Origin of the sequence: Cyanobium gracile UHCC 0281, assembly GCF_034931305.1 — a bacterium.
Lineage (GTDB): Bacteria > Cyanobacteriota > Cyanobacteriia > PCC-6307 > Cyanobiaceae > Cyanobium > Cyanobium gracile_A.
On sequence record NZ_JAYGHY010000052.1, the window covers coordinates 1 to 20,711 of the forward strand.

Below are 20,711 nucleotides of genomic sequence, written 5' to 3' on the forward strand. Positions count from 1 at the left end.
TGCCTGGGCTCCAGCGGCGCCGCCTCCCCCCAGCCGACGCCGCCGTCCGTGGCCTGCAGCCGCAGCAGCCAGCCCCGCTTGTCCTCCAGCCGGCCGCTGAACGTCTGCAGCGGCTGGGGCAATCGGAAGGCAAAGGGCCTGCTCTCCAAAGCCAGCCACCGATCGGGCCTCCCCCAGACCGCAGGGGCGCTCACCGGCCCGCCAGCGCCGTCAGCCAGGGGCCGAGGGCCAGGCCAGCGGCCAGCCCCAGGCCGTTGAGGGCCTGGAAGCGCAGGGCCAGGAACTTGCTGCCGACGATGCGCTCAGGCCGGTGATGCTCATCGCCCAGGAGCCGGATCAGGGCCCGGGCCGGCGGCAGGCCGATCGCCCCCAGCAGGGCCGTGAGCGGCCACCAGCCCAGCAGCACCGGCGCCCACTGCAGCGCCAGGGCGGTGGCCACGAACCAGGGCACCAAGGCCGCGGCCCGCTGGCTACCGAGGCGCACCACCGGCGAGCGCTTGCCGTGGGCGGCGTCCTCCTCCACCTGGTGGAAATGGGAGCAGAACAGCACCAGGCTGGTGGCCACCGCCGGCCCGCTGCCCAGCACCAGCGCCGCTCCCCAGGGCACCCCGCCGGCACCCTCCCCAGCAGGGGCCAGGGCCAGCAGGGCGGCGGCCGTGGCAAAGGGGCCGAAAGCCAGCCAGCAGAGGGGTTCGCCCAGGCCGCGGTAGCCGAGGCGGAACGGTGGCCCCTGGTAGAGGTAACCCAAGCCGCAGCAGAGCAGCACCAGCAGCAGCACCACGGCGCTGCTGCGCAGCGCCACCAGGGCCATCAGGGCCAGCCCGAGCAGCAGGCAGCCATTGGCCAGAGCGAGCACCCGGTTGCGCCGGCCGGTGAGGTTGACCACCGAATGGGGCTTGCCGTGGGTGTCCACGCCGGTGTCGGCATCGAAGACGTCGTTGGCAAGGTTCTCCCAGGCCAGCAGCAGCACCGCCGCCAGCAGAAACAGCGCCAGCTGGTCGGGCCGTAGGCCCAGCCCCTGGCCGAGCCGCCAGCCGGCCGCCAGCAGCACCGGCATCACCGCCACGGCATACATGGGCCATTTCACGGCAGCACGCCAGAGGCGGCCGCGAGAAGAGGCCTCAGAGGCGGCGACGCCCCCCGCGGCGTAACGGCTTGCGACGACCTGTGGCTCAGACATGGGGGCCGCGGGCGTTGGGCGGGGAAAGGCCCATACATTTGAGCAGCCTTCCGCCCCGGACCCGCGGCCCCTTGGTGCAGGCCCCTGCCAGCTTCTCCGCGCTGCTCTCGGCAGCCACCGCCGCCAGCCGGCGTCTGGAGGAGGAGGGAGTGCTCAGCCTGGCCCTGCCGATGGGGCCCCTCGACCCCCTCGTGGCCTTGCCCCACCTGGGCGGCAGCGGCGACTTCCGTTTCCTCTGGGATGGCGCCCCCGGGCTCAGCATCGCCGCCGCCGGCCAATGCAACGGCCTGGAGCTGAGCGGTCCGCGCCGCTTCGAGCTGGCCCAGCGCTTCAGCAGCCTGAGCCTGAATCGGCTGGCCCGGGAACCGGGTCCCTGCCCCGCCCTGGCCCGGCCCCGGGTGCTGCTGGCCTTCGCCTTCTTCGAGAGCCCCCTGCACACCGGCACCGGAGCGGCGGGGGTGCAGGCGGTCCTGCCCAGCTGGCAGCTGAGCCGCCAGGGCCGCCACTGCTGGCTGCGGCTGCAGCGTGCCCTCGGCGGCGGCGTCACGGCCCGCAGCATGGCCGAGGAGCTCTGGGACACCCGCCAGCGGCTCGAGGCCCTGGGCGGTTCCGGGCACCACGGGGTCGGCCAGACCCCACCGGTGGGCATCGCCCATGGCTCCCACTGGCAGGCGGGCTACCGCTCCGCCCTGGATCGGGCCCTGGAGCTGGTGGAGGGTGGCGACCTGCAGAAGCTGGTGCTGGCGGTGCGCCAGCAGCTCGTCCTCGATGGGCCCCTTGATCCCCTCAGCCTGCTGTCCCACCTGCGCCGCAGCCAGCCCGGCAGCTGCCGTTTTCTCTGGCAGCGATCAGAGCGGGAAGCCCTGGTGGGGGCCTCACCGGAGCGGCTGCTCACCCTGCGGCAGGGGCAGCTGCGCAGCGATGCCCTGGCCGGCACCGCCCCCCTCGGGGAGCCCGCCGACGACCTGCTGCACTCCCGCAAGGACCGCCACGAGCATGAGTTGGTGGTGGAAACGATCACCGCCGTGCTGCAGAAGGCGGGCCTGGATCCACGCCGGCCAAGGCGGCCGCGGCTGGCTCGCCACGGCTCCCTGGTGCACCTGCACACCCCAATCACGGCCGCGTTGCGGGGCCAGGCCCCGCTCACCCTGGCCGAAGCCCTGCACCCCACTCCCGCGGTGGCGGGCCTGCCCCGGCGGGAAGCGATGGCCTGGCTGCGGAGTCTTGAGCCGTTCGAGCGGGGGCACTACGCCGCACCGATCGGCTGGATCGACACCGAAGGCGACACGGATCTGCGGGTGGCCATCCGCAGCGGCACCCTGCGGGGCCAGCAGCTGGAGCTGACGGCCGGAGCAGGACTGGTGCGCGGCTCCCACCCCGAGCGGGAGCTGCAGGAGGTGGCGCTCAAGCTGGGGGTGCTGCAGCAGCAGCTCAACCTGCCGCTGGCCGCCGCCTTCAGCTGACCAGCAGGCGCTCGATGATCTGATCCGCCAGCGGGAGCCGCCCCAGCCGCTCCACCTCACGCACACCGGTGGGGCTGGTGACGTTGATCTCGCTGAGCCGGCCGTCGATCACGTCGATGCCGACGAAGAACAGGCCCTCGGCCCGCAGCACCGGCGCCAGTTCAGCGCAGATGTGCAGCTCGGTGTCGCTCAGCTCGGCGGCAACGGGGGCCCCACCGAGGGCCAGGTTGCTGCGGAATTCGCCCTCTTTAGGCAACCGGTTCACGGCGCCGAGGGGCTCCCCGTCCACCAGCAGGATCCGCTTGTCACCGGCGCTGACCCCCGGCAGAAAGGCCTGGACCATCACGGGCAACGTTTCCTGCAGGGTGACCAGCTCCAGCAACGCCTTCAGGCCCGGGGCCGCCGCCGTGGCCCGCACCACCCCCTGACCGGCCCGGCCTGCCAGGGGCTTGAGCACCACCTCCTCATGGCCTGCGGCGAAGGCGGCCAACTGCTCCACCCGGGCACTCACCATCGAGGGCGCCATCCGATGGCTGAAGCGCAGGGCGCCCAGCTTCTCGTTCCAGGCCCTCAGGGCCGCCGGCCGGTTCAGAACGCGCACCCCGACCGCTTCGGCCATCTCCAGCAGCTGGGTGGCGTAAAGGTAGGCCTCATCGACGGGCGGATCCTTGCGCATCCAGATCCAGCGGAAGTGATCCAGGGGCAGCTCGCGGGGCTCACCGGCCTCGACCCAGGGGTCCGGCACGGTCCAGCCCTCCGGCGTGGCGGCCATCTCCGCCAGGTGCAGCGGCTGGGCCCAGGCCCGGGGGCGATGGGCGCCATCGGCCGTCGCGGCGGTGGAGAGATCCGCCTGGGTACAGGCCCACACCGCCAGACCAGCCCGCTGCGCCGCCTGCATCAGGGCCACACTGGAATCCTTGGCCGGCCTCAGGCGCGTGATCGGATCGACCACGAACAGCTGGGCCTCCCGATGACCGGTCACGCGGCCAGACGCAGCAAGCCGGCCAGCTCACCGCCAGTATTCAGTTTGTGAAGCTCGGCGTAGCCGCCGATGGCGATGCCGTCGATGAAGATCTGGGGAACGCTGGTGCGACCTCCCGAGCGCTTCATCATCACTTCCTTGTTGATTTCATCGTCGTCGATGATGAATTCGTTGTAGGTGACGCTGAGCCTGTCCAGCAGACCCTTGGCCCGGATGCAATCGGAGGAGAAGCGGTAGGTGTAGATCTCCACCTTCGCTGGCGGCTTCACCTCCAAGGTGTCCTGCCCGACCAGCTCTTGGGGGACTCCTGGGATCTCCATCCAAGCTCACGCGGGTCGCTAGGGGCACCTTAGAGCGAGATCCCACGCCTCACCTGATACGGTCGTGGCACAAGATCTGCTGGCTGCGGTGCTCGACCTCACCGATTTCAAGCGCGACCTCTCCGAGCTCACCGACCGCCTGGGCCATGCCCAGGACTGTCTTTGACGTACCGGCCCTGAACGCACGCCAGCGGGACCTCGAGCAGCTGGCCTCCCAGCCCGACTTCTGGGACGACCAGGCCACGGCGCAGAAGAAGATGCGTCAGTTGGATGACGTCAAGGCCCAGCTGGAGCAACTCTCCGCCTGGCGGGCGATCGTGAACGACGGCCAGGCCACGCTCGAGCTCTACGACCTGGAACCCGACGACGAGCTGCTGGAGGAGTCGAACACCTCGCTGAAGTCGCTGCGCGCCGACCTCGACCGCTGGGAGCTGGAGCGCCTGCTCAACGGCCCCTACGACAAGGAGGGAGCCGTGATCTCGATCAATGCCGGTGCCGGCGGCACCGACGCCCAGGACTGGGCCCTGATGCTGATGCGGATGTACACCCGCTGGGCCGAGGACCACGGCATGAAGGTGACCGTGGACGAGCTCTCTGAAGGGGAGGAAGCGGGCATCAAGAGCTGCACGATCGAGATCGACGGCCGTTACGCCTACGGCTACCTGCGCAACGAGAAGGGCACCCACCGTCTGGTGCGGATCTCGCCCTTCAACGCCAACGACAAGCGCCAGACCAGCTTCGCCGGGGTGGAGGTGATGCCCAAGCTCGACGAGGACGTCAAGCTCGACATCCCCGAGAAGGACCTGGAGGTCACCACCTCCCGCTCCGGTGGGGCCGGCGGCCAGAACGTCAACAAAGTGGAGACGGCCGTGCGCATCCTGCACGTCCCCACCGGCCTGGCGGTGCGCTGCACCCAGGAGCGCTCCCAGCTCCAGAACAAGGAAAAGGCCATGGCCCTGCTGATGGCCAAGCTGCTGGTGATCGCCCAGGAGCAGCGGGCCGCCGAGATCGCCGACATCCGCGGCGACATCGTGGAAGCGGCCTGGGGCAACCAGATCCGCAACTACGTGTTCCACCCGTACCAGATGGTGAAGGATCTGCGCACCGCCCAGGAGACCACCGACGTGCAGGGGGTGATGGACGGGGATCTGGATCCCTTCATCCAGTCGCTGCTGCGCCAGGGTGTGGAGATCGCCGCCGACACGGCCGCCTGATCCCCCCGAGCCAGCGCCACCCCATGTCCGACCCCGCCACGCCCCCAGGCCAGGAAAGCCCCAGTTTCGTGAAACTGGCCATGCGCAACATGGTGCGCAAGGGGCGCCAGAGCCTGCTGCACTTCGGCCTGACCGCCCTGGGGCTGAGCGGATTTCTGCTGCTGATCGCCTGGCTGGGGCGGCCCAGCCTGCCCGGATGAGCGCGGCGATGGCAGCCCCAGCGACGGGCCAGGCACCGGACATCGACCTGGCCTTCAGCCTGGAGCCAGAGGCCGCCGGTGGCGCCAGCCCCCCGGAGCCCCTGGTGGATCCCGACCTGGCCGAAACCCTCTGGGGCCGCCACCTCAGCGCCTGGCTCGCCCAGCTGGGGCCGGAGCTGCCGCCCCAGTTGCGCGCACCCGGCTACAGCCTGGGGCTGGAGCTCACTGGCGACGACACGATCGCGGAGCTCAACCAGGCCTGGCGCCAGCACAGCGGCCCCACTGACGTGCTGGCCTTCGCCGCCCAGGAGGAGGCGCCGCCGGCTCCCGCAGGGGCGGAGCCGGACTGGCTGGAACTGGGGGACATCGTTATCTCGCTGGACACGGCCCGGAGGCAGGCCGATGAAGCCGGCCACGGCCTGGAGGAGGAACTTCTGTTCCTGGCCAGCCACGGGCTGCTGCACCTGCTGGGCTGGGATCACCCCGATGCGGACAGCCTGGCCGCCATGCTGGCGCGGCAGACGGCTCTGCTGCAGGCGTCCCCCTCCTGACAGAGGCTGTGCACCACGGCCATCGGCGGTAGGGTGCCGCATGTCCCTCCAACGGCGGTGCGATGCCAATGCTCGTTCCCGAGGAACATCCGCCGGCCCTGCGCGACGTGACCACTGACGTCCACCGGCGCGGCAGGCGCCTGCGGGTGGGGGCGTGGAAAGTGGCCGGCGACCTGCCGGCGAGCTTCCGCTATGCCGCCCAGGGCCTGGCCTATGGCTTCGCCAGCCAACGCAACTTCCGCATCCACGTGTTCACCGGCCTGTTGGTGTTCGGCATGGGGCTGTGGCTGCAGCTGGCCGCCGATCGCCTCGCCGTGCTGGTGCTGACGGTGGCGGCGGTGCTGGTGCTGGAGCTGCTCAACACCGCCACCGAAGCGGTGGTGGATCTGGCCATCGGCCGCCAGTTCCACCCCCTGGCCCGCATCGCCAAGGACTGCGCCGCCGCCGCCGTGCTGGTCGCCGCCCTCTCCTCACTGCTGATCGCCCTGCTGCTGCTGGTGCCCCCGTTGATGATCCGCCTCGGCGTCTAGTCCATCCCCATGCTTCTGGTTCTCGACAACTACGACAGCTTCACCTTCAACCTGGTGCAGTACCTGGGTGAACTGGCCGCCGACTACCCCCTGGCCGCCGAGGTGCGGGTGGAACGCAACGACGCCCTCAACCTGGAGCAGATCCGCGCACTGAAACCGGCAGCCATCCTCATTTCTCCTGGCCCTGGCGATCCGGACCAGGCCGGGGTCTGCCTGGAGGTGCTGCGGGAGCTGGGGCCCAGCGTGCCGGTGCTGGGGGTGTGCCTGGGCCACCAGTGCCTGGCCCAGGTGTTCGGGGGGCGGGTGGTGCGGGCCGGCGAGCTGATGCACGGCAAGACCTCACCGGTGCACCACAGGGGCGCCGGCGTGTTCGAAGGCCTGCCCGAACCCCTCACCGCCACCCGCTACCACAGCCTGATCGCCGAGCGCGACAGCCTGCCCGACTGCCTCGAGATCACCGCCTGGCTGGAAGACGGCACGATCATGGGGTTGCAGCACCGGCAGCACCGCCATCTGCAGGGGGTCCAGTTCCACCCGGAGAGCGTGCTCACCCAGGCCGGCCACCAACTGCTGGCCAATTTCCTGCGCCAGGCCTCCCACTGCTAGTTTCGCGCCACATGACGGGCCCGGTGGGGCCAGACGCGACTCCATGGTTCACCCCACCTGCAGGTCCGCAGCGCCGCTGCGCCGGACCACCACCACCGGACTGCGCCTGGGGCTGGGTCTGGCCCTGGCGGCCGGGCTCACCCTGCCGCTGCCGGCGATGGCCCAGAAGGGTGGCGGGGTCACGATCACCAGCCTGGGCCACAGCGCCCTGATGATCCAGGGCGGCGGTGCCCGGGTGCTGCTCAACCCCTTCCAGGCCGTGGGTTGCGCCGCCGGTCTGAGCGAGCCGCGGGTCAGCGCCGATGTGATTCTGGCCAGCAGCCTGCTGAAGGATGAGGGGGCCCAGGTGGCCAGCGGCAAGTTCCTGGTGAAGCCGGGCTCCTATCGGCTGGCCGGGCTGCAGATCGAAGGTATCGCCGCCCCCCACGACCGGGTGGGGGGCCGCCGCTTCGGTAAAGCCACCCTCTGGCGCTGGCGCCAGGGCGGCCTCGACATCGCCCACCTGGGCGGCACCGCCGGCAGCCTCAGCCCCGCCGATCGCGTGCTGCTGGGCCGCCCCGACGTGCTGATCATCGGCGTGGGCGGCGGCGGCAAGGTCTACACGGGCCAGGAGGCGGCCGAAGTGGCCCGGGAGCTGCAGGCCCGGCGGGTGATTCCGGTGCAATTCACCAGCGGCAAGCCCCCGGCCGGCTGCGATCAGGGGTCGGTGGAGCCGTTCCTGAAGGCGATGGCGGGCGCCACAGTGCGTCGCAGTGGCCGCTCGGTCAGCCTGGTGCCGCCCCTGGGGGACGGGGTGGTGGTCGAGGTGTTGCGCTGAGGCCACCCAAGGCCACGCCTGCCGCCAGGTTCAGCTGAGTTGCTCGATGGCCCGGTAGGCCTGCCAGAAGCACTCCATCTGCGGCGTGGTGCCGATGCTCACCCGCAGCGCACCATCGATCAGGGGTTTGCCCGCCATGGAGCGCACCAGAATGCCGGCCTGCCTCAGCCGTGCCTCCACCTCCGCCGTGGGGCCTTGCGGCCAGAGCAGCAGATAGTTGCCCCCGTCGGCGTGGTGGCGTACACCGGCCGCCCGCAACCGTTCCAGCAACCAGTCACGGGCCCGCCGCACCTCGGCCACGTAGCCGTCCACATAGGCCTGGTCAGCCAGCGCCGCATGGGCGGCGGTGACCGCGAAGCTGTTGACGTCGTAGGGGCCGCAGACCCGGCCCACCCGCTCCACCAGGGCGGGGGCACCGATGGCGAAGCCGATGCGCAGGCCCGCCAGGCCGGCGGTCTTGGCCAGGGAGCGCAGCACCAGCAGATTGGGAACCGCAGCAAAGGCTCCATCGCCGCTGGTGACGGCCGTCGACGGGGTCTGCGGCAGGCGCTGTTGCAGCAGCGGCAGCACGCTGTCGCCGCTGAAAGCCTCATAGAGCTCATCCACCACCACCAAGGTGGTGGGCGCCGCCGCCGCGAGTTCGAGGATCCGCTCCGGTGCCAACCGGGTGCCGGTGGGGTTGTTGGGATTGCAGACCAACAGGATCCGGGCCGGGGGGCCGGCGTCGAGGGCGGCGCGGATCTCGTTGAAGGGGAAAGCGAAGTCGGGCGATCGGTAGGGGATCGCCTCGATGGTCATCCCCTGCATGCGGGCACAGGGGGTGTAGTAGCCGAACGTGGGGCTGGTGGTGAGCAGACGGTCGCCCGGGGCCGCGAAGGCGTGAAAGATGGCATGGAGCGCGTCATCAACGCCGTTGAAAAGCCCGATGTGGCCGGGGCTCAGGCCGGTGCCACCGAGCGAGGCCACCACCGCCTCCCGCAGACCGTCGTACTCGGGATAGATGGCGTAGTGATCAGCGGGAATGGCGCGGATCGCTTCCACCACCAGGGGGCTGGGCCCCACGGTGTTTTCGTTGAAATCGAGCCGCAACAGGCCGCGCCTTCCCTCGAGGGGAGCGCTGTAAGCCACCAGGGCTTCCACCTCCGGGCGGGCCCTTGGCGCGCTCCCCCCCGCCGATGCCGTGACAGGCCCCTGGGCATGGAAACGATCAAGGGCCATGGCGTGGCGGCGGCCTTCCGGTAGGGGAGCCCAAGCTAGATGGGCAGATGGCCTCGACCATCGGCAACCTGCGGGAACGTCCGGTTCGGCCCGATGTGACTGGATGCTTCCCAACCAGACGCAGCACGCCTCCGCTGGCCCAGGACCGATGCCCCTGCAGCTTCGGTCTGGAACAGGAACCGCCAGGGGAGCGATCAACGAAGCCCACGCACCCGATGCAAAAATCTCGGCAGGCCAGGAAATGCCGCCAGTTTCTGATGACCGGATGCGACAGCATCAAGAATCCGGCCAGGTTTTTCGAGTGCGGAACTGAGATCTGCCAGATCCCCCCGTCCCGACAGGACAGTGGGGAAACCGCTCGACAGCCAATTGGCACAACTGGAAAACCAATCAGAGGGCTTCTGAATAGGTTGCCTGCGATTCTCTCAATACCATGCAGATCTTCAGTTCATGGTCTGAGCGTCAGGCACAGATCATCCGTTGGCTGCTGTTGTCCGGCTGGATCTTTCTGATCGTCAGCTTGCTTGCTGGCATCGATCTTTATCCCTTTGACGTGAATCGTTGTGGCGGCAGTCCTGATTGCCATTCCCTCGAAGGGAATCAGATTTTCTGGGGCATGGTTGTGCCTGGCTGCCTGTTGCTTCTGGTGGTGTTCAGCCATGAACTCTGGCGCAGGATCTGTCCACTCGCCCTGGTGTCCCAGCTGTTCCGGCTTCTGGGGCTGCAGCGCACCGTGAGCGGACGGGGAGGCCGCCGCGAGGTGGCGAAGGTGGAGCCGGGGTCCTGGCTGGGCCGCCATCACGTTGAGCTGCAGTGGAGCCTGTTCATGGCCGGGCTGAGCCTGCGCCTGCTGCTGGTCAACAGCAACACCCATGGGCTGGGTCTCCTGCTCCTGTTCACCGCAGTCGCCGCCCTGGTGGTGGGCTGGGCCTATGGGGGCAAGGCCTGGTGCCAGTACGTCTGCCCCATGGGCCCTGTCCAGACGATCATCACCGGCCCACGCAGCTTCTTCGGCAGTCCGGCCCATGTCCAGACCACCTCCCGGGTGACCCAGTCGATGTGCCGCACAGTGACCGACTCCGGCAAGGTCCAGAGTGCCTGCGTGGCCTGCCAGACCCCCTGCATCGACATCGACTCGGAGCGCAGCTACTGGTCGTCGCTGAAGGGCAAACGAGGCCTGAACTGGGCCTGGGGGTCCTATCCCGGCCTGGTGCTCGCCTTTTTCCTGATCATCAAGCTGGAATCCCGTGGCGGGCTCGACTACCTGCGCAGTGGCATGTGGGCCTACGACAACGAAGTGACCGAGTACGCCTGGAGCCCGCTGGTGACGGCCCCCTGGATCCCCGCCGTACCCCGCCTCGTGGCGATTCCGGTCCTGCTGGTGCTCGCGGCCTGGATCTCGGTGGCCCTGCAGCGGTGGTTGCAGCAGCTGCAGCAGCGGCAACTGACCCCGGACTTCGGGGAGCGGGCCCAGGAGATCGCCATCCATCGCACACGGCTGCTGGCCTCGTTCCTGGCCGTGAACATCTTCTTTTGGTTTGCCGATCCCACCATCGGTCTCCTGGGGCCGGCGGGCGGGCAGGTGATCCGCTCCGTCGCTCTGATCGTGAGCGGCATGTGGGTGCACCGTGGCTGGTATCGCGAACGGGCCACCTATCTGCGGGAAAGCACCAGTGCCAGCCTGCGCAGGCAACTGGAGCAACTGATTCCCGACCTCTCGCCCTATCTGGACGGCCGCTCAATCGATGAGCTCAGTGCCGCCGAAGTGTTCACCCTGGTCAAGGTGCTGCCGGCCCAGATCAGTCAGACCAAGCGAAGCCTCTACAAGGGGGTGATGGCGGAACTGTTGGCTTCGGGTCGGTTGGAGCAGGCCACCGCCCTGGTGCAACTGGAGGAGCTGCGCCAATCCCTGAAACTGGACGACGACGACCACTGGGCCGCGATCCAGGAACTGGCCCTCCAGGATCGGCGGATTCTGGAACTCACAGGCCAGCAGAGGGAAATACGCAGCCTGCGCCAGGAAGCCGCCCGGGAGGCCATGCTCGAGCTGCTGCGGTTGACGCGCTTGGACGACCTCCAGCAGCTGCTGGCAGACCCCCACGTCCGTGACAACCTCAGCAGGATTCGCAGGGATTTCTTGCTGGATGAGGCCAGCTGGCAGGACCTGATCGACAGCATCGGCCCCCGTTCCGATCGGGCCTGGAACACGTGCAGGCCAGCCAGCACGACCGGTGGGCAGGCGGCCTGAGCCAGCGGGCAGCCCTATCCTGACCATGGCTGATCAGCGTGTGCGGTGGCGAGTACAGAACTGGCCCTGCGGGCCCTGGAACGGGGTGACCTGCGATTCATTCACGACCAGGTGAACAACAGGAGCGTGATGGCCTATTGGTTCGAAGAACCGTATGAATCCTTCGACGAACTGGAGGAGCTGTACAGCCGCCATATTCACGACAATGCCGAACGTCGCTTTGTCGTCGAGAACAAGGACAAGGAACTGGTCGGCCTGGTGGAATTGATCGAGATTGATTACATTCATCGTCGGGCTGAGTTCCAGATCATCGTGGCCCCTGCCCACCAGGGCAAAGGCTTCGCTCGCTTCTGCATCCACAAAGCCCTCGACTACTCCTTCACCATCTTGAACCTGCACAAGATCTACCTGTCCGTCGCCGTTGACAACGCCAAGGCCCTGCACCTGTATCAGCAATGCGGCTTTGTCGAAGAAGGCCACCTGGTGGGCGAGTTCTTCATTGAAGGGCAGTATCGCGATGTCAAACGCATGTACATCCTCCAGGACGCCTATCTGGCCAGACCACCAGAAGCCTGAGCCTCACATCCTCTCCAGGGTGGGGATGCCCAGCAGACCCAGGCCCAGCTTGAGGGTGTCGGCGGTGAGGCGGCAGAGCGCCAGCCGCGATCCGCGGGCGGGGTCCTCGGCCTTGAGCACAGGCACCTGGTCGTAGAAGCGGTTGAACACCTGGGAGAGTTCAAAGAGGTAGCTGCACAGCCGGTTGGGCAGCAGCTCCTGCTCCACCTCCAGGATCACGGCATCGAACTGCAGCAGCTGGCGGACCAGCGCCCACTCCTGGGGTTCGCCGAACACAAGGGGCTCGGGGAAGGCGACGCCGGCGGCATTGGCGCCGCCCCGGCGGGCGATTCCGGCGATCCGCACCACCGCATAGAGCAGATAGGGGGCGGTGTTGCCGCTGAGGGCCAGCATGCGATCGAAGCTGAACTGGTAGTTGGTGATCCGGTTGGTGGACAGATCGGCGTACTTGACCGCCGCCAGGCCCACGGTGGTGGCCACCTCCTCAATGAAGGACTCGTCCTCCTGGCGCTCCTCCTCGGCCAGACGGCGGCGCAGGTCGGCCTCGCAACGCTCCACCGCCTCATCCAGCAGCTCCTTGAGCCGCACGGTGTCGCCGGAGCGGGTCTTGAGCTTCTTGCCGTCCTCCCCCTGCACCAACCCGAAGGGCACGTGTTCGAGGCGGCCGTCGTCGGGGATCCAGCCGGCGCGGCGGGCCACCTGGAACACGCCGGCGAAATGGCTGGCCTGGCCGGCGTCGGTGACGTAGATGACCCGGCGGGCGCCGTCGCCTTCCGGGGGCGCGGCGAAGCGGTAGCGGATGGCGGCCAGGTCGGTGGTGGCGTAGTTGAAGCCGCCGTCGCTCTTGCGCACGATCACCGGCGGCGCCTGGCGGGCCGTGCCGTCCTCCCCTTCGAGGAACACACACTGGGCGCCGCCATCGCTCACCAGCAGGCCGGCGGCGGCCAGATCGGCCACCACCGCCTCCAAGTAAGGGTTGTAGAAGGATTCACCGCGCTCGTCGAGGCGGATGTCGAGGCGGTCGTAGAGGCGCTGAAACTCACGGCGCGACTGATCGCACAGCAGTTGCCAGGCGCGGCGGCTGGTCGGATCGCCGCTCTGCAGCTTCACCACCTCCTCGCGGGAGGTGGTCTGGAAGGTTTCGTCGCTGTCGAAGCGAGCCTTGGCCTGGCGGTAGAAGGCCACCAGATCGCCCAGGTCGACCGCGTCGGCGGTGGTGAGCGCCTCGGGGGCCACCAGCTTGAGGTGGGTGATGAGCATGCCGAACTGGGTGCCCCAGTCACCGACGTGGTTGAGCCGCAGCACCGGATGGCCGCGAAACTCCAGCACCCGGGCCAGGGCGTCGCCGATGATCGTGGAGCGCAGGTGCCCCACGTGCATCTCCTTGGCGATGTTGGGGCTGGAGAAATCCACCACGACCGGGGCGCCGCCGCCGGCCACGGCCTCCACCCCGAGCCGGGGGTCGGCCAGGCAGCGAGCCACCTCTGCGGCCAGCACCTCGGGCCGCAGGGTGAGGTTGATGAAGCCCGGGCCGGCGATCTCCGGCGGCAGGCACAGGGCCGCGAAGGCGGGATCCGCCTCCAGCTGGGCCACGATCGCCGTGGCGATCTGGCGGGGCGCCTGGCGCAGGGGCCGGGCCAGGGCCATGGCGCCATTGGCCTGAAAATCACCGAACTCCGGCTTCGAGGCGGGCCCGAGCTGGGGATCGAGGGGTACGCCGGCCTGCCTGGCAGCGGACGCGGCCTCGGGGAAAGCCCTCTCCAGTGCCCCCACCAACAGGGTGTTCAGGGTTTGGGCAAGGCGCAGCATGGAGCGAATCCGATGAAACGGCAGTCGTGGCCGTGATCATCCTCCCCGGCGGAGAGGGGGGTCAGAGATCCTCCTAGAGCTCCAGCCGCCAGCCGATGAACTGATCCAGAGCGCAGCTAGCGAGGTGGCGAACGGACACCATGCCGAACCTCCCGTTGACGGCCGAACCGAACAGCCACACGCCGACGCTTGCCGGCCAGCGGCTGGCCGCCTGCAAGGCCCCCTGCCGAAGACTGTCAGAGCCCTGGCACTCCTGATGTGGAGACGGTGGGCGGTCGGGAACCCTGATCCGATCAATTGCGGTTGGAGGGGGAGCTGGCTGCTTGTTGCGCCCTGAGACTGGGAGCTTCGACGAGCTTGGTGCGCACCCGCATCCTTTGGGCAACATTGGACGGATCCCCACCATCGGTGCCGGCACCTCAGGCGGCCGGTACAGGTACGTGAGGCGAAGTGGAGCTTGAGGTCGTCAAGCAAAGGCTGAGAGACCGCTCCCAACGGAGGTTCGAGAGCCAGCGCCACAACCCAGCCGCCCCACGGAAAGCCCAGTCAGGGCTGCATCGACAAGGGCGTTGGGTGCTGAGGATACGGAGCCTGGAGAGGCTTGAGCCTGTGGGACGCCGGCCATCCGGAGGGAAGTTGATGGATCGTTTGCGCCTGTCCGCGGGAGTAAAGACCAGCGCAGGCTGCTGCAGATCTGCCGCTCACCCGACCGTTGGCCGCGTCCAGATCCTGAATCCGCCGGGGCAAAGTCGGCAGCGCCAAAGCCAACAACAACCCTGTTCCAGCGACGACTTTCAGGAATCCACCCAGCGAGGACGGAGGCCGGAACAGGCCAAGCTCAGCCATCGCTCATCAAAGAAAGTGATCCGTCTGAGAATCCTCGGTGGGAAAGGTGATGTACTATTCACCAAAGCAATGACCCCTTGTAATGGGCCCTCTCATCCAGCACACCACATGCCGAGCGGTCGCCCAAACCGTCCGCACCGTCTCGGTGGCTGGGTTCATGACCGTCCTTGCAGCCTTTCCAGCCCTCGCCGCCGACCCTTTCTTCACGCTGACATTCGAATCAACAGCTGCAAGCAGCACCAATGGTGGGATCAATGGAATCAAGGGCTTAGCCACCTACACATTCTCAGAGACTACTGTCGGGCAGATGACGCTCAGCCTGAAGAATCTCTCAGGCTCTCCAGCAACAAAGGCTTACCTTGTCAGTAGTGGCTTCAATGAACCCACAAATAAACCTGCTGGCTCTGATGTCGAAATAGTTAGCTTCCTTGAACCGGATTCCCAATGGGATGTTGCACTGAGCCCTGCCAATGGCGGGCTATCTCCCTTTGGAAGTTTCGACGCCTGCGCATCCACTGACGATGGTGAATGCGACGCCAGCGGTAAATCCAGTCTTGGACTTGCAATAGGAAGCCCCTCCAAGGATGTGGCGATTTTCACCCTCAAGAGCAGCAATGCACAACTGACCACGGCAACTGCATACCGTGATGCTTTTGTGAAGATGTTCAAGGCCCCTACCAAATCCGGAGGTGCTGGAGAGTTTGACGGAAATTACTTCATGCGGTTCAAGGGACTAGAGGGAACTGGCAAATACGATAGCGATAAAATCTGGGCAACCGGTGTTTCAACAGGTGGCGGTGGAGGTCAAGCCCCTGGTGATGCAGTACCAGGCCCGCTACCCGTCCTGGGTGCCGCAGCAGCATTTGGCTACAGCCGCAAACTTCGTCAACGCCTCAAAGCAGCAAAGTGACCAGCTGCACAGACCTTCTGCTAAACCATCATCATCAATGATTAAGCCTGTTCAAATTGAACAGGCTTTTTTATTACCCGTGACTGCTTCCTTGTCCATCAGTGGCTTATCTCCTCGATCCAGGAGGACATGCTTGACGAGAGGAAATTCCCGAGCTGAAGTCCAGTCCTGGACTCCTTAAAGCAGCTCACTCCTTAGCCCGCAGGCCATTCACAGGGCCACTCCCTTACACTCCTGATGACCTAGGCATAACGTCAATGGTTCCCAGCCTGCAGGCATCTCTTCCCCACCATGAGTGAGACTCCACCAAGCAGAAGTCTTGAGGAAGCGATTTTCGCCGATCGTCTGGCGCTAGTCGCGATGGCTTTGTTTGCAGTTTATCTGATCTCAGTTCTGGCATTTGTCCTGCCGCCCAGGTTGCTCGATTCCCTCTGGCAACTCAGCAGCATCAAGGTCGCCGTGGAAGCTGCACCCATTCCACTGATCGGCCTGGCACTGCTCCATCTCGCTGCCTACCTGTCCCCTGGCAACATCCTTATACAAAGGCGCCGGGAAGCTTTGGCTCGGCTGGCCATCCTGGTCTCCCTCGGATTTCTGTTCATTGTTCCCTTGCAGGCCTATGCCGTCTGGACGTCATTCAGCCAATCCAATTCCGCCGCCAACAGGGAGCAAGCCAATGCCACCGAACGGGCAGAGGAGGTTCGTCAGATCATCCAGCAGGCCAACAGTGTCGCGGATCTTCAGAAGCGACTTCTGGCGCTTCAACGCCCGGACATGCAGATCAGCCTGAATCCTGACAAATTCCCCTCCATCCCCCTGCCGCAGCTGAAGCGTCAACTTCTTTTCCGCGTCGATGAGGCGGAAAATCAGTTCAAGTCAAGGGTCGCACCCATCGACACGGCTACGAGCGAACGCATCACCAGGGAGAGCTTTCGTATCATGATTTCTTCTGTCGCCTTCGCAATCGCCTTCGCCGCACTTGCCCAGAGAAAGAACAGCATCGTCCCTTTCCTGGTTGAAGTGCCGGATTTGCTAGCTCCACTAACGGCTGTCCTCAGGCCTCGTCGGGCAGAAACTGGCCAGATCAGTGATGGCATGCCATTCCAGAACTCGGCTTCCAAACGCGAAGCTGAATTCCTTGCATCCCTGGCCCCTCCGGAAGAGGAAGAGCCCCCAAACCTGTGACCCGTTCGAGGGTTGGCCTAGTCACCAGATCACCTCACCGAAAAACAGATTGAGATCCAGCCACTTGGCGTCGTTGAGATTCAGTCAGATTCTGTCGCCAATCAGTCACAACGAACAACCGCCAACAAAAAACTTCGCTCTGGTCCGCGAAGCGATTAGTGCCGCCACCAGCCTTGAGAATCTCCAGACGAAGCTGCGATCCCTCCAGTCCCCGGTGCTGGGCATCCGCTTCGAGAACCTGGGCCTGCCCCTGGCCGAAACCAAGCGCCAGATGCTCATTCGCCTCAACGACATCCAGGAGCAGGTGAAGACGCGGATCAATGCTCCGCCCCCGGAAGCCATCGAAGACGGGGCCAGGAACTCCGTCAGGTTAATGGGCACCAGCTTCGTCTATGCCCTGGCCTTCGCCATCGCCGCCCAGCGCCGGGGCCAGGACGTTCCCCTGCTGGTGGAGCTGCTGACGATCTGGAACCTGCGGCGGCAGGCCGGTCGGCCCCCGCGCGGAGCTCCCGGCACCCCCGATGGTGACTATTACGCCAAGCTGGCGCCGCCGGAGGACGACCCCACCCACACCCCCTGAGCGAGCGCCCCAGGGCCGACAGAAACTTTGAGCAAGGTGAAAGATCGCCTGCTAGAGTGAGAGGAGTTTAAGCATTCATTCATGCGGGCCCCAGCCACAACCCTGCTCCTGCTGCTCGGTGGCCTGGCCGCTCCGCTGGCGGTCGATGCACCCGCCCTGGCCAGGACGTCCTTCGACGTGGTCTTCGACAGCGGCATCGGCGGTACGAGCTATTACAACACGGGCGTGACGGGCAAGATGTCCTTCGACTTCCGCAAGGACCCTGGCAACGGCAACACCTACACCCTGGATCTCGGCATCACCAACACGTCGCCGGCGTCAGGCCCCTCCTCCGGCACCCTGGTGGGATTTGCTTTCAACGAACCCCTGCGCGGCAATGACAGCGAAGCGATTTCCCTGTTGAGCTACAACCCCCTGTCCTCCGGGTACGGCCGGGTGTTCGGGGACTCAAACCGGGGCATTCGGGTCGATCCCCAGAAGGACCTAGACATCTCCAATCTGCCCACCGCCTCCTACACCCCCTTTTCCAACTTTGATTTCTGCGCGCGCATGAGCAGTAGCGACGGCTGCCATGGCGACGAAGCCAGCAAGGGGATCGGAGGAGGGCAAACTGTGAATGTTCAGTTCTCGATGAAGTCCAACGACTCCAGCATCGCCACCGCCGACCAAGTTGCCGAGCGCTTCTACAATCTATTCAATTCCTTCAACCCAGGGGATAAATGGAGCAAAGCTCAGATCGCGCTTCGCTTCCAGGATGTCAAGAAAGCCAATGGAAAAAAGGAAAAGGGCGGAGAAAAGGTGACGGGAGCTGCCTTTTGGCGCGCCGTTGATCAGGGGCCCGTCGATGAAGTTCCTGGCCCCCTGCCCGTGATCGGAGGCGTTGCCGCCTTCGGCTGGAGTCGAAGGATTCGTCGTCGGATCAAGCGATCGGCAGCCCAGAGCCTCAGCGCCGCTTGAGCCCCAGCTCCAGACCTGTCTTCGAGAGCGTCCTTCATCGCATCACTGAAGTTCTCAAAGTGTCGTCCATCAAACCCGCTAACTTGCTCTATTTGATGTCGATGCATCAGAAAACTCAGGGTGGTTTATTGAGTCTCTGACCCCGATCCGACCCCACACCTGGTCATAACCAGTCACACATTCACACCCTGGTCGGTTGGAAGAGTGGCAACATCCATGGCCTGGCCATGATGTCGCTGGGGGAAAGTTTTAGCGCCTGAATGCTTACGATCCCGTGGCGCTCGCGTTTCATCCCATCGACATCCACGCCGATAACCTCACAGGCAACCCAACTGGCCGCCGAGAAAACCAGATTCATGCCTGGTATTCCTGATGACCGGCACCAAGGAATACAGAGAGTTCGATTCGGCGATCCTGGCCGATCGGTTGGCCTTCATGGCGATCGCGTTGTTCGTGATCTACCTCATCACCCTGCTGGCCAGCATCCTGCCCGTGAGCCTGCTGGACACGGCCTGGCAGCTGCGTTTCATCTCGGCCTGCCTGGATTCAGCCACCATCCCGCTGGTGGCACTCGGCCTGCTCCACCTGGCGGCCTATCTCGATCCAGGCAATCCAGCCCTGCAGAAACGGCGTGATGGGCTGGCCCGTCTGGCCATCGTGGCCGTCATCGGCTTCCTGCTCATTGTTCCGCTGCAGGCCTATGCCGGCTGGAACAGCGTGGCGACCGCACGGGCCAACGTCGCCCGTCAGCTCACCGCCGCCACCAGCACCTTCGATTTGCTTCAGGACACCATCACGACGGCCACCAGCCTCGACAACCTTCAGGCGCGTCTCCAGGCCATCCAGACACCGAGCCTGGGGATCCGCTTCGAAAATCTGGGCCTGCCGCTGCCGGAAACCAAGCGCGCGATGCTGGCTCGCCTCAAGGAGGTGAGGCAGCAGGTGGAGGCCAGGATCCAGGCCCCAGCACCCCAGACCATCGAAGCCGTCGCCAGGGACAGCCTGCGGGTGATGCTCTCCTCGCTCGCCCTGGCCATCGCCTTCGCCATGGGCGCCCAGCGCAAGGGAAGCGACGTGCCCCTGTTGGTGGAATGGCACACCATGCTGAGCGTCCGAGGCCCTCAGGCAGCCAACCCCACGGGCAGGGGCCTGGGTGGCCTGACCCTTCCTGGCCTGTCCGCCCCTTCCGAGGAAGAGTATTTCTCCCGGCTGGTGCCCGAGGACGACGACAGCTCGGAAACAGGCGTTCCCCCTCCCCCCCGTGACCTTGCCTGAAGGCCTCCTGGATGGCACCATCCGCCTAAGCCATCGGTTGGGATGCAAAAAACACAGCGGCTGCAGATGCGGTGCAGATCGACTGAAATGCTTAACGACGCTTAGGCCGTTGATGCGCTGACCCTCAGCCTGCGGACAGGCTTTACAAAGGGTTACAAGGACGCGTCAAGGCTCGTCAAAAGCCTTGGTGCTACTGGTGTTTGCCCCTCAATGCCCCCTTGTGACGGTCCTTTCCAGGGCCTGAAACTGCCCAGAAGGAAGCTTCGCAGGATCAGCCGGGACATCCCTCCTGGCCGCCGTTACAAAGATTCTTGAGCCCGAACGCACAGGACTGCCGGTGAAAACCTAAGCCCTTGCTCAGCCCTGGCACTAGAACTCTTCTTCTGCAGTGTCCTGCGCACAAAGACAGCACGGCTGCTGCAGAACGATGATGAGTGCGGGGGAAAAGGTTCCCTTCCATCACCACCCCCCCAGCAACAAAGTCAAACCTCCCAGTGCTCTGGGCGCCATGACTTTGAAGACGTCTTGGAGACTCCATCTGGCAACAGTTGGGTGATCTGGGCGCGGATGGATGTCGTCTTCTGTTTTCCCTCTATTCGCCATGACTTACACCACACAGGCAGGGGGCCAACAATCGCCTTCTTTCCTCTTCCCTGAACTCTCCAACCAAGCGAAGCGTTCCATCGATACAACCCTGTCGCTTCTTACTGACGCCCCTTCAGCGACAGCGGAAGCATCCCACCCGCTGATCACAGCTGTTCTGGCCACCACCAAGGCCTCACAACCTCCCCCCGCCGAAGCCACGCGCGAGTCACTGGAATCCAGCTATCTGGCACCCAGCAGCCAGGGGGCCGTCTTCCAGAAGGGTGTCGCCATCTCCGCCACCCCAGTTGTGGCGATGAACAGCCATCAGGTGTTGAGCGATTCCCTGCCAGGGGCAGAACCGACCACCGCTTCCATCGGCCCCAGCTGCGGCTGCAGGGCCTGCAGCGTGCTGGCTGTCAGCACCGGTGACGGCGCCGAGGCCTGGGACACCACCAGCGGCCAGGCCCCCTTGGTCATGGACGGCGTGGTCACCCTCGACACGGGGGTGGACCTCAGCAAGGTGTTCCAGCTTCACAGCAACCCAACCGCCACGAAGACGATCTTTCTCGACTTCGACGGGTACGCCATCGACGGCACGCCGTGGGAAAACTACGGCAACCTGAGCCTCAAGAGTTTCTACACCACCCTTGATTCGACCG

Annotated in this window: 21 protein-coding genes; 15 read left to right on the forward strand and 6 right to left on the reverse strand. The window is 65.8% G+C overall.

Annotated features, from left to right (window positions below):
• Positions 1-190: 190 nt before the first annotated feature.
• Positions 191-1,180, reverse strand: coding sequence for a 2-carboxy-1,4-naphthoquinone phytyltransferase (gene menA / locus VB739_RS13015; protein ID WP_323357473.1), 990 nt, complete (start codon positions 1,178-1,180; stop codon positions 191-193).
• 71 nt (positions 1,181-1,251) lie between these two features.
• Here menA and VB739_RS13020 point away from each other — a divergent pair, with 71 nt between their 5' ends.
• Complete coding sequence (locus VB739_RS13020) at positions 1,252-2,643, forward strand: isochorismate synthase (protein WP_323357474.1); 1,392 nt, start codon at positions 1,252-1,254, stop codon at positions 2,641-2,643.
• Here the strand turns inward: VB739_RS13020 and gshB are convergent.
• Both gshB and VB739_RS13030 read right to left on the reverse strand, forming a co-directional pair.
• The gene (gene gshB / locus VB739_RS13025) at positions 2,636-3,625 is read right to left on the reverse strand and encodes a glutathione synthase (protein ID WP_323357475.1); all 990 of its coding nucleotides are present in this window, start codon (positions 3,623-3,625) and stop codon (positions 2,636-2,638) included. The two genes, VB739_RS13020 and gshB, sit on opposite strands and share 8 nt — an antisense overlap.
• Entirely contained in the window at positions 3,622-3,945 is a 324-nt protein-coding gene (locus VB739_RS13030; RefSeq protein WP_323357476.1) for a glutaredoxin domain-containing protein, read from the reverse strand. Before VB739_RS13030 ends, gshB begins: the two co-directional genes overlap by 4 nt.
• An 88-nt stretch (positions 3,946-4,033) precedes the next feature.
• Here VB739_RS13030 and prfB point away from each other — a divergent pair.
• The 6 genes from prfB (at position 4,034) to VB739_RS13060 (ending at position 7,863) form a co-directional block, all read left to right on the forward strand.
• Positions 4,034-5,159, forward strand: a protein-coding gene (gene prfB / locus VB739_RS13035; RefSeq protein WP_323357491.1) for a peptide chain release factor 2 whose coding sequence is annotated in 2 segments (ribosomal slippage) — positions 4,034-4,108 and positions 4,110-5,159 — 1,125 coding nt in all. Because the reading frame shifts where the segments join, the coding sequence is not laid out codon by codon here.
• A 23-nt stretch (positions 5,160-5,182) separates the two neighbouring features.
• On the forward strand, positions 5,183-5,359 hold the full coding sequence (locus VB739_RS13040) for a DUF3285 domain-containing protein (RefSeq protein ID WP_323357477.1): 177 nt from the start codon (positions 5,183-5,185) through the stop codon (positions 5,357-5,359).
• Positions 5,360-5,367: 8 nt separating this feature from the next.
• Positions 5,368-5,910 (forward strand): rRNA maturation RNase YbeY, encoded by a 543-nt coding sequence (gene ybeY, locus VB739_RS13045; RefSeq protein WP_323357478.1) that lies wholly within the window; start codon positions 5,368-5,370, stop codon positions 5,908-5,910.
• A 68-nt stretch (positions 5,911-5,978) separates the two neighbouring features.
• A complete protein-coding gene (locus VB739_RS13050; protein ID WP_323357492.1) occupies positions 5,979-6,440 on the forward strand; it encodes a diacylglycerol kinase family protein in 462 nt (153 codons plus the stop codon).
• 9 nt (positions 6,441-6,449) lie between these two features.
• On the forward strand, positions 6,450-7,046 hold the full coding sequence (locus VB739_RS13055; RefSeq protein WP_323357479.1) for an aminodeoxychorismate/anthranilate synthase component II: 597 nt from the start codon (positions 6,450-6,452) through the stop codon (positions 7,044-7,046).
• A gap of 43 nt (positions 7,047-7,089) precedes the next feature.
• Positions 7,090-7,863 (forward strand): MBL fold metallo-hydrolase, encoded by a 774-nt coding sequence (locus tag VB739_RS13060; protein ID WP_416233337.1) that lies wholly within the window; start codon positions 7,090-7,092, stop codon positions 7,861-7,863.
• A 30-nt stretch (positions 7,864-7,893) separates the two neighbouring features.
• Here the strand turns inward: VB739_RS13060 and VB739_RS13065 are convergent, their stop codons facing one another.
• Complete coding sequence (locus tag VB739_RS13065) at positions 7,894-9,081, reverse strand: histidinol-phosphate transaminase (RefSeq protein WP_323357480.1); 1,188 nt, start codon at positions 9,079-9,081, stop codon at positions 7,894-7,896.
• A gap of 616 nt (positions 9,082-9,697) precedes the next feature.
• Between VB739_RS13065 and VB739_RS13070 the strand changes: the two genes are divergently transcribed.
• Together VB739_RS13070 and speG are read left to right on the forward strand one after the other, a co-directional pair.
• Positions 9,698-11,329, forward strand: coding sequence for a 4Fe-4S binding protein (locus tag VB739_RS13070; RefSeq protein WP_323357481.1), 1,632 nt, complete (start codon positions 9,698-9,700; stop codon positions 11,327-11,329).
• A gap of 45 nt (positions 11,330-11,374) precedes the next feature.
• Positions 11,375-11,905, forward strand: coding sequence for a spermidine N1-acetyltransferase (gene speG / locus VB739_RS13075; RefSeq protein ID WP_323357482.1), 531 nt, complete (start codon positions 11,375-11,377; stop codon positions 11,903-11,905).
• A 3-nt stretch (positions 11,906-11,908) separates the two neighbouring features.
• Here speG and argS read toward each other — a convergent pair whose 3' ends face one another.
• Positions 11,909-13,714, reverse strand: coding sequence for an arginine--tRNA ligase (argS, locus tag VB739_RS13080; protein WP_323357483.1), 1,806 nt, complete (start codon positions 13,712-13,714; stop codon positions 11,909-11,911).
• Positions 13,715-14,717: 1,003 nt separating this feature from the next.
• On the opposite strand from argS, the gene VB739_RS13085 reads away from it, so the two are divergent.
• The 4 genes from VB739_RS13085 (at position 14,718) to VB739_RS13100 (ending at position 18,192) form a co-directional block, all read left to right on the forward strand.
• Positions 14,718-15,470, forward strand: coding sequence for a hypothetical protein (locus VB739_RS13085; RefSeq protein WP_323357484.1), 753 nt, complete (start codon positions 14,718-14,720; stop codon positions 15,468-15,470).
• 291 nt (positions 15,471-15,761) lie between these two features.
• The gene (locus VB739_RS13090; protein ID WP_323357485.1) at positions 15,762-16,655 is read left to right on the forward strand and encodes an HpsJ family protein; all 894 of its coding nucleotides are present in this window, start codon (positions 15,762-15,764) and stop codon (positions 16,653-16,655) included.
• 73 nt (positions 16,656-16,728) lie between these two features.
• Positions 16,729-17,235 (forward strand): hypothetical protein, encoded by a 507-nt coding sequence (locus VB739_RS13095; protein WP_323357486.1) that lies wholly within the window; start codon positions 16,729-16,731, stop codon positions 17,233-17,235.
• A gap of 177 nt (positions 17,236-17,412) precedes the next feature.
• The gene (locus tag VB739_RS13100; RefSeq protein ID WP_323357487.1) at positions 17,413-18,192 is read left to right on the forward strand and encodes a hypothetical protein; all 780 of its coding nucleotides are present in this window, start codon (positions 17,413-17,415) and stop codon (positions 18,190-18,192) included.
• Between the two features lie 181 nt (positions 18,193-18,373).
• Here the strand turns inward: VB739_RS13100 and VB739_RS13105 are convergent, their stop codons facing one another.
• A complete protein-coding gene (locus VB739_RS13105; protein ID WP_323357488.1) occupies positions 18,374-18,550 on the reverse strand; it encodes a hypothetical protein in 177 nt (58 codons plus the stop codon).
• Between the two features lie 14 nt (positions 18,551-18,564).
• Between VB739_RS13105 and VB739_RS13110 the strand changes: the two genes are divergently transcribed.
• Both VB739_RS13110 and VB739_RS13115 read left to right on the forward strand, forming a co-directional pair.
• Positions 18,565-19,467 carry a hypothetical protein gene (locus VB739_RS13110; RefSeq protein WP_323357489.1) on the forward strand — a complete coding sequence of 301 codons (903 nt, stop codon included), beginning with the start codon at positions 18,565-18,567 and terminating at the stop codon, positions 19,465-19,467.
• 898 nt (positions 19,468-20,365) lie between these two features.
• On the forward strand, positions 20,366-20,711 hold a 346-nt coding region (locus VB739_RS13115), incomplete at its 3' end, for a hypothetical protein (RefSeq protein ID WP_323357490.1).

Coding starts and splice junctions, on each gene's coding strand:
- VB739_RS13050 (WP_323357492.1), top strand. CDS start 5,979: ATGCTCGTTCCCGAGGAACATCCGCCGGCCCTGCGCGACGTGACCACT.
- VB739_RS13060 (WP_416233337.1), top strand. CDS start 7,090: ATGGTTCACCCCACCTGCAGGTCCGCAGCGCCGCTGCGCCGGACCACC.
- VB739_RS13090 (WP_323357485.1), top strand. CDS start 15,762: ATGAGTGAGACTCCACCAAGCAGAAGTCTTGAGGAAGCGATTTTCGCC.
- VB739_RS13085 (WP_323357484.1), top strand. CDS start 14,718: ATGACCGTCCTTGCAGCCTTTCCAGCCCTCGCCGCCGACCCTTTCTTC.
- VB739_RS13030 (WP_323357476.1), bottom strand. CDS start 3,945: ATGGAGATCCCAGGAGTCCCCCAAGAGCTGGTCGGGCAGGACACCTTG.
- argS (WP_323357483.1), bottom strand. CDS start 13,714: ATGCTGCGCCTTGCCCAAACCCTGAACACCCTGTTGGTGGGGGCACTG.
- ybeY (WP_323357478.1), top strand. CDS start 5,368: ATGGCAGCCCCAGCGACGGGCCAGGCACCGGACATCGACCTGGCCTTC.
- VB739_RS13040 (WP_323357477.1), top strand. CDS start 5,183: ATGTCCGACCCCGCCACGCCCCCAGGCCAGGAAAGCCCCAGTTTCGTG.
- VB739_RS13105 (WP_323357488.1), bottom strand. CDS start 18,550: ATGAATCTGGTTTTCTCGGCGGCCAGTTGGGTTGCCTGTGAGGTTATC.
- VB739_RS13070 (WP_323357481.1), top strand. CDS start 9,698: ATGGTTGTGCCTGGCTGCCTGTTGCTTCTGGTGGTGTTCAGCCATGAA.
- menA (WP_323357473.1), bottom strand. CDS start 1,180: ATGTCTGAGCCACAGGTCGTCGCAAGCCGTTACGCCGCGGGGGGCGTC.
- VB739_RS13110 (WP_323357489.1), top strand. CDS start 18,565: ATGACCGGCACCAAGGAATACAGAGAGTTCGATTCGGCGATCCTGGCC.
- VB739_RS13055 (WP_323357479.1), top strand. CDS start 6,450: ATGCTTCTGGTTCTCGACAACTACGACAGCTTCACCTTCAACCTGGTG.
- VB739_RS13065 (WP_323357480.1), bottom strand. CDS start 9,081: ATGGCCCTTGATCGTTTCCATGCCCAGGGGCCTGTCACGGCATCGGCG.